Below are 6419 nucleotides of genomic sequence, written 5' to 3' on the forward strand. Positions count from 1 at the left end.
TCTTGCTGGAATTAGCGAAGGAAACATGCACCAGCAGTAGGTGAAGCATCAACCAGATAATCCGATGAGATGCCGGTCTGTCTCACTCTCATGCAAAGGTAAGATCAACCATTTAATCCGCTTACCCCGAAATTATTCGCCGCTGATTTTCCTGACTGGTTTGGTTCGATTGGCGCCTCGCTATACACCCTGTTCCAGATCATGACCCTGGAGTCTTGGTCGATGGGCATCGTCCGCCCGGTCATGGAGGCTCATCCCTTCGCGTGGATCTTCTTCATCACCTTCATCCTGCTCACGACCTTCGCCGTGCTGAACCTGTTCATCGCGATCATGGTGGATGCGATGAGTGCCACGGAACATGTTGAGCAAGAAGAAACGCGAACGCTGGTGGTCGAGGAGCACCAGGCAGTGATGAGCGAGCTCCAGGCGATTCGCGCCGAACTCGCTGCCTTACGCGCCGCGCAGTTCCCGAATCAAAATAGCAGTCACCCGACGTGACACCACAACATCATTCACTTTTTGACAAATGACTATGACGACCCTGACTTTCAAGACCTATCGCGCTGAACCCTTGATTGGTGACACACCATGGATGACCAAGACCTGCATTCATGCCCTGGGCCGTTTATTGCAAGACAGTCGCTGCTTCCTGGAGTATGGGGCGGGCGGATCTACCCGGTTCGCTGCCGCTCATGCGGTCAAATCCTTGATCTCGGTCGAATCCGATATCCGTTTTCTCAACGCAGTAGATGGTTACATTCAAAGGGACTCGCCAAACCTGGACTGGCACCCCATGCACGTCGATATTGGGCGTGTCGGACTGCTTGGCTATCCCTTGCAGTTAAAAAGCATGCGCCGTTGGCTGCGCTACCCATCACGCCCCTGGGTGGCGGGACATCAACCTGATCTGGTCTTGATTGACGGGCGATTCCGGCTGGCATGCGCTTTGGCCACGGCCTACTACGCCCAACCTGGCACAACCATTTTCTTCGACGATTATCTTTACCGCCCTTGGTATTGGACTGCCGAACGATTCCTGTCGATGGTTGCAAAACCGGGTCGAGCACGTATCTTCAAAGTGCCTGACACCCACCGACCTCACCTTCGCGCCGCGCTGGTCTCTGCTTGCCGGGATCCGAGATAGGAGGCGAACGTCAATCAACGCCAACTCTATTTCATCAACTTCCGCGAGTTCACATTTGACGTGACGGTTTCGGCCAATGGGTCACGCATCCTTGAAGGGATGGCACACCATTTTTTCACCGCTGTTCCGGGTGACGCCAGTGCGCCAGACCGCTCAATCCCAACGCGACTCCGCCTCACGGCGCGAGAAGTTGACGTTCCGGCCATCATGGAGAAGTTGTCGGATGCGCCACGGCACGCCCTCCGCGTCGAGTTCGACCAGGCCGATACCGCTACCGTTGAGCAGGCGGCGACCGTGCGCGATGCCGTCGGGCTTGCGCGGGATGACGCGCATGTGACGGCGGCGCGTGAGCCAGTTGAGCGGCGAACGCGGCGAGTATAGCCAGCGATTGCTGCGGTCGAGCACATCGAGCAGACGGGGCGGAAACGTGTTGCGCAGCCCACTGCTGGTGATCTGCCAGATGTCCGGACCGCGCACCCGACCGCGCAGCTCGACGTCATAGACGAAGGAGTAGTGAACATCGCCAGACAGCACCACGAAGTGCTGCGGGGTTTTCGGGTGACGGAAGATGTTGAGGATGGCGTTGCCCGCCCCTGGGTGGGCCATCCAGTTCTCGGCGTCGACCATCAGGGATTGGCCGAACCAGGAGAACACGCGCTGAATCGACTCGATCAGCTTCACGCCGAAGATCGGCGCCGGCGACACCAGCAACACCGCTGGCAATCCCTTTATGGTCTGCTGCAGATCGGTCAGCGCTTCCCAGTCCAGCAGGCCGGAAGGCTTGCGGGCGGCAGACTCCGATCGCCAACGGTGGGTGCGACAATCCATGACCACCAGCGGCGGCTGGGTAGGCCACGTGTAGTGCCAGCGGTCGAAGCGCGACAACCGTTCGATCAGCGCGTCATGCGCTTGCGCTCCGGGCGTCTCAAGGCTGACCTGAACCTGATCCAGCAGTTGTGCATCGAAAGCGTCCGGCTGATTACCCCAGGCCTGATTGATCAGGTAGCCGAACACGGCGTTGCCAATCACCCGCCGTGAGAACGGATGACCGTAGGCCACCTCCTCCCACTCGCGGCTCAGGTTCCAGTCGTCAGTGATGTCGTGATCGTCGAAAATCATCGCAGTCGGCAGATGGGCAAAAAGCCGCCGCACCGCCGGCAACCCTGCGACAAACGCCTCAATCACGTCACGCTCCGCGTTGTAGAGCTTCAGCGAATCGGCATCCAGATGGGCAGGCGGCGTCAGGTCGATCTGCGACCACAGGGCCGGCGACCACACCAGTAGATACATCGCCAACACCTCGCCAAGCGAGATCAGATGGTTGTGGGCGCTGTCGGTGGTGAACACGGGTTTCTCCACGCCACCAAACAACACCTCAATCAGTGCGTAGTTGCGCGCATGCCGCGGCAACAGGGTTTCGCGATGGTAGAAACCGGCCGGGTGGCGATAAAGGGCCTGCGCGCTGTCGGCGCCGCTCAGCTCGCCGCCGGCCAGCGGCTCGTCCGGCAGGCCGAGTCGGGCGATTACCTGGTGAATCGCGTTCAACATCGGCCCGGCCACGTCGTCGGCATAGACCTGATCGCCGGTCATCATCAACACCGATGGCCAGGCGGGCGGTGCATCTGGCGTCTCCGATGGCGAAGCGCCGTCTTCTCTTGGCGACACCTTCTGCGCGAGCAGACGTTCCAGCAGTCGATCGGCCTCAACCAAGCCATCCCCGTCGGCATGATGCGGTTTGCGGCATGATCCATGCAGCAGGCTGTGAATGCGCGAAGGCAGCACCAAGCCGGGGGACTGTTTGCCGGGATAACACAGCTCGGGCGCCCAGTCCGCGTGCTCAAACCAGGCGTCATCGACCGCCGTCAGGCTTTGCAGTGCCACCGTGTAGCCGATCCAGCAATCCTGAGGCAAGGGCGTGTCGAAGCGCAGATCGATCAGCAGATAGTGGAGGTGCGTTCCGGCGGTGAGCATCCGGCAACCCGGCGCGCCGGGAACGAGCACCTGTTCGCGTGACGCCTCTTCGTCGGGATCGATACGAATGCGCAAACGCACAGGCTCGCGCACCGCCAGCCAGCACACCAGCCGAGTCGGCGCGCATTGTCGCAGGATCGGGCCTGCCAAGACCCACGGAATGGGTGACCCTTCATCGATCATGGTTCAACTCCACGCCAAGTTTGAGGTCACGAAACATCAGCACGTATTCCAGACAAGAAGAATCGCGCTCCAGGTGATTGATGGTAGTGCTCTGTGAATCCGTTGTTTGTCTGACTGCATGATGCCTTCTGATCAGGGAAGTTGATCTGTTGCGTGATTCGCCCCGGGAAACAATGCCACACGGGCAGATTCCATCACCGTCATGATCGCGGGGTGACTGATCCTTCGTTCGGCGGTAATGGCCCAGAATACTTCATGCAGGTCATCGACCCGGCCGATGCATCGGACCTCATAGCGCGCGCATATTTCATCAGCAAGGATGGCGGGTGCCGGAAAGAACCCGGCGCCGGCCTGCCCAAAGGCTTTCATCAGTGCGCTATCGTCGAATTCACCCATCAAACGCGGCATCAAACGCTGGTCATTTAACCAGTAATCGATATGACCACGAATCGCGGCGTGCGATCCGGGAAGGAGCAGCGGCGCGCCATTCAGGCAGCCCGGAAATTCACCCTGATCATTGCACAGCGAGTCGGTCCCGAAAAAAGCCAGCGCACTCTCGCCCAATTTGTGGCTATGACCCCGAATCGCCAAACCGGACGGCATCGGACGGTCTGCCACGACCATGTCGATTCGCTGCAAGGCCAACTCGGCCAGTAACACGTCCAGACTGCCTTCCCGGCAAACCAGTCTCACCGGATCCGGCAACTTGCCCACGGGTGCCAGCAAGCGGTAGGCAAACGACTTGGGAACGACATCCGTGATCCCCAAACGCAGCACCGGCATCGGACTTTGCAGCGACGCGGACAAGGCCTGCTTCATTTCCCCGCCGAGCTTCAGGATTTCATCGGTGTAAGACAGGGCAAGGTGCCCGGCCTCGGTCAGTTCCAGACCGCGACCGGCCGGACGAAACAGAACGGCCCCCAATTCCTTTTCGAGGTGACGAAGATGACCACTGACGGTTTGTGGCGTGAGACCGAGTTGATCCGCCGCCCGGCTGACTCCTCCGAGACGGGAAACCGTCCAGAACACATGAAGATGCTTGAGGTTCATATCAACCTATCGGAATTATCCGAAATATTATTAACCATAATTCGTCTTTATCAAAACCCGGGCACGCTTTAAGGTGGGCGCCTGTTTCAACCCTTTGTTCAAGATGGAGTCACAGCAATGAACGCATTCGCACACCCGCTATTTCGTAACCTTTTGAGCGGCCTGTCTTCCATCAGTCGCAAAACCTGGATTCTCATTGCCGCCTTCCTGCTCTTGTTGATGGGACTCCTCGCCTGGGCAGCGATCAGCATCGCTGGCTGGCTTTTTGGGATGGCGCAGCAAGGCGTGGATGCCGCACCCGAGACGGTCCGGTCGATTTCGTCCCAGGTCGAGCAATTCATGCCAGGAGCCCAGGAGACCGTGCGGTCGGCGACGGCGCAAGTCGAGCAGATCATTCCGGGTGCCCAGGAAACGCTGGGGGCATTGCTACCGGCGCTTTCCGCGAACACTCTGCCAACCAGCGACGTATCGGGAACCGACCCGGGACCCGTCGCTCGTTTTCCGGGTCTGGTCCGGGTCCAGTGGTTGCGTACCGACCAGCATGTTCAGGTACGTTATCAAGGTCAGGCTGCGCTGCCTGAAGTCATCGGCCATTATGCGGGAGGCTTCGCCGCACAGGGCTATCAGCAGAACCTCCTGTCAGCCACAACCACGGAGGAACGTCATGAATACGTCAAGGATGGAGCACGCTTCGGTTTGATCGTTTCCATTCAGAATCGGAATCAGATCACGGTCGATCTGGTTGCCCCCGCTTCTTGAAGTTTCGTAGTAGGGAACGCGGGCGCAGGCTCGTGAGGACAATGATTAGAGGATCGACATGTCGGAAACCCACAAGGGTGCGTTGGAATGGTTGAAAGCCGAACTCGACGATGAGTCTGACGAAGACTTCGAACTCGAACTCTCGGAATCTGTCCTGTCACTCGAACTGCGCAAGGTCTACAAGAAGCAGCATGCCGACACTCTGGACCGTCGCACATACTTCACTGAGCTGATCAAGCTGCAGGCAGAACTCATCAAGCTGCAGGACTGGGTTGAACACCACGGCGAAAAAGTGGTGGTGATCTTCGAAGGCCGGGACGCGGCAGGCAAGGGAAGCGTCATCAAGCGCATCACCCAACGTCTGAACCCACGCGTCTGCCGCGTGGCGGCACTAGCCAAGCCAACCGAGCGGGAAATGACCCAGTGGTATTTCCAGCGCTACGTACCTCACTTGCCCGCTGCAGGAGAGATCGTCCTCTTCGACCGTTCTTGGTACAACCGTGCTGGCGTCGAGCGCGTAATGGGCTTCGCTTCACCGGACGAGGTGCAACAGTTTTTCGAAGACGTTCCCGAATTCGAGCGCATGCTCGTGCGTTCAGGCATTCGTCTAGTCAAATACTGGTTCTCCCTTGCCGACGAGGAACAACAGCTGCGCTTCCTGATGCGCATTCATGATCCGCTGAAACAATGGAAACTCAGTCCGATGGACCTGCAATCCCGTGTTCGCTGGGAGGACTATACGAAGGCGAAGGAGGACATGCTCGCACGGACGAACATCCCCGAGGCACCGTGGTACATCGTCGAGGCCAACGACAAGAAGCGCGCCCGCCTTAACTGCATTTCACACCTGCTTGAGCACATCCCCTACGAGGACGTTCCACAAACCCCTGTCGTTCTGCCCGATCGGGTTTTCAACCCGGACTACGAACGAAGCGTGATGCCGCCGGAGTTGTACGTTCCGAAGCGATACTGAGCCAGCCTTGACAAAGGCGCGGCGGTCGCACTGGCTGACAGACGGCTTTTCCAGCGAATGCTTGCAGTGCCTATGGCAACCGACGATGCCGCAGCGATCCGCCAGCGGTCTATGCGTTCCTTCAATAGCCAGCTGAATCACACCGCTTCCAGTAAGATTGAAGCCAGTTGAGTGGCGGCTGTCTGGCTCATTACCGCCATATTCCGGTCTGATGTTGATTTCCACGCAGAACTGACCCGGGGTTTTCATCTAAAACTGACCCACCGGTTTATGCGTACAGTATAGCTACGCGGGGTTGGTTCCGGTTTCGGGTTGTGGTGTCTGTTCTCCTTGTGTTTT

General features: G+C 58.5%; 6 protein-coding genes. 4 read left to right on the forward strand and 2 right to left on the reverse strand.

Annotated elements, in window-relative coordinates; translation table 11 throughout:
• The first annotated feature begins 168 nt into the window (after nucleotides 1–168).
• A complete protein-coding gene (locus GPA21_RS18530) occupies nucleotides 169–498 on the forward strand; it encodes an ion transporter (protein WP_339379816.1) in 330 nt (109 codons plus the stop codon).
• A 34-nt stretch (nucleotides 499–532) separates the two neighbouring features.
• Nucleotides 533–1144: a hypothetical protein gene (locus GPA21_RS18535; RefSeq protein WP_168989577.1), complete on the forward strand. Its 612-nt coding sequence runs from the start codon at nucleotides 533–535 to the stop codon at nucleotides 1142–1144.
• 153 nt (nucleotides 1145–1297) lie between these two features.
• On the opposite strand, the gene GPA21_RS18540 is transcribed toward GPA21_RS18535, so the two are convergent.
• Complete coding sequence (locus GPA21_RS18540) at nucleotides 1298–3298, reverse strand: alkaline phosphatase D family protein (protein ID WP_211163696.1); 2001 nt, start codon at nucleotides 3296–3298, stop codon at nucleotides 1298–1300.
• A gap of 132 nt (nucleotides 3299–3430) precedes the next feature.
• On the reverse strand, nucleotides 3431–4348 hold the full coding sequence (nhaR, locus tag GPA21_RS18545) for a transcriptional activator NhaR (RefSeq protein WP_075146811.1): 918 nt from the start codon (nucleotides 4346–4348) through the stop codon (nucleotides 3431–3433).
• A gap of 117 nt (nucleotides 4349–4465) precedes the next feature.
• On the opposite strand from nhaR, the gene GPA21_RS18550 reads away from it, so the two are divergent.
• Nucleotides 4466–5107, forward strand: a complete 642-nt coding sequence (locus GPA21_RS18550; protein ID WP_168989578.1) for a hypothetical protein — start codon at nucleotides 4466–4468, stop codon at nucleotides 5105–5107.
• A 58-nt stretch (nucleotides 5108–5165) separates the two neighbouring features.
• Entirely contained in the window at nucleotides 5166–6080 is a 915-nt protein-coding gene (ppk2, locus tag GPA21_RS18555; RefSeq protein WP_075146809.1) for a polyphosphate kinase 2, read from the forward strand.
• The last annotated feature ends 339 nt before the right edge of the window (nucleotides 6081–6419 follow it).

Origin of the sequence: Azoarcus taiwanensis, from assembly GCF_012910885.1 — a bacterium.
GTDB classification, from domain to species: domain Bacteria; phylum Pseudomonadota; class Gammaproteobacteria; order Burkholderiales; family Rhodocyclaceae; genus Azoarcus_F; species Azoarcus_F taiwanensis.

Coding starts and splice junctions, on each gene's coding strand:
- GPA21_RS18540 (WP_211163696.1), bottom strand. CDS start 3,298: ATGATCGATGAAGGGTCACCCATTCCGTGGGTCTTGGCAGGCCCGATC.
- GPA21_RS18535 (WP_168989577.1), top strand. CDS start 533: ATGACGACCCTGACTTTCAAGACCTATCGCGCTGAACCCTTGATTGGT.
- ppk2 (WP_075146809.1), top strand. CDS start 5,166: ATGTCGGAAACCCACAAGGGTGCGTTGGAATGGTTGAAAGCCGAACTC.
- GPA21_RS18550 (WP_168989578.1), top strand. CDS start 4,466: ATGAACGCATTCGCACACCCGCTATTTCGTAACCTTTTGAGCGGCCTG.
- nhaR (WP_075146811.1), bottom strand. CDS start 4,348: ATGAACCTCAAGCATCTTCATGTGTTCTGGACGGTTTCCCGTCTCGGA.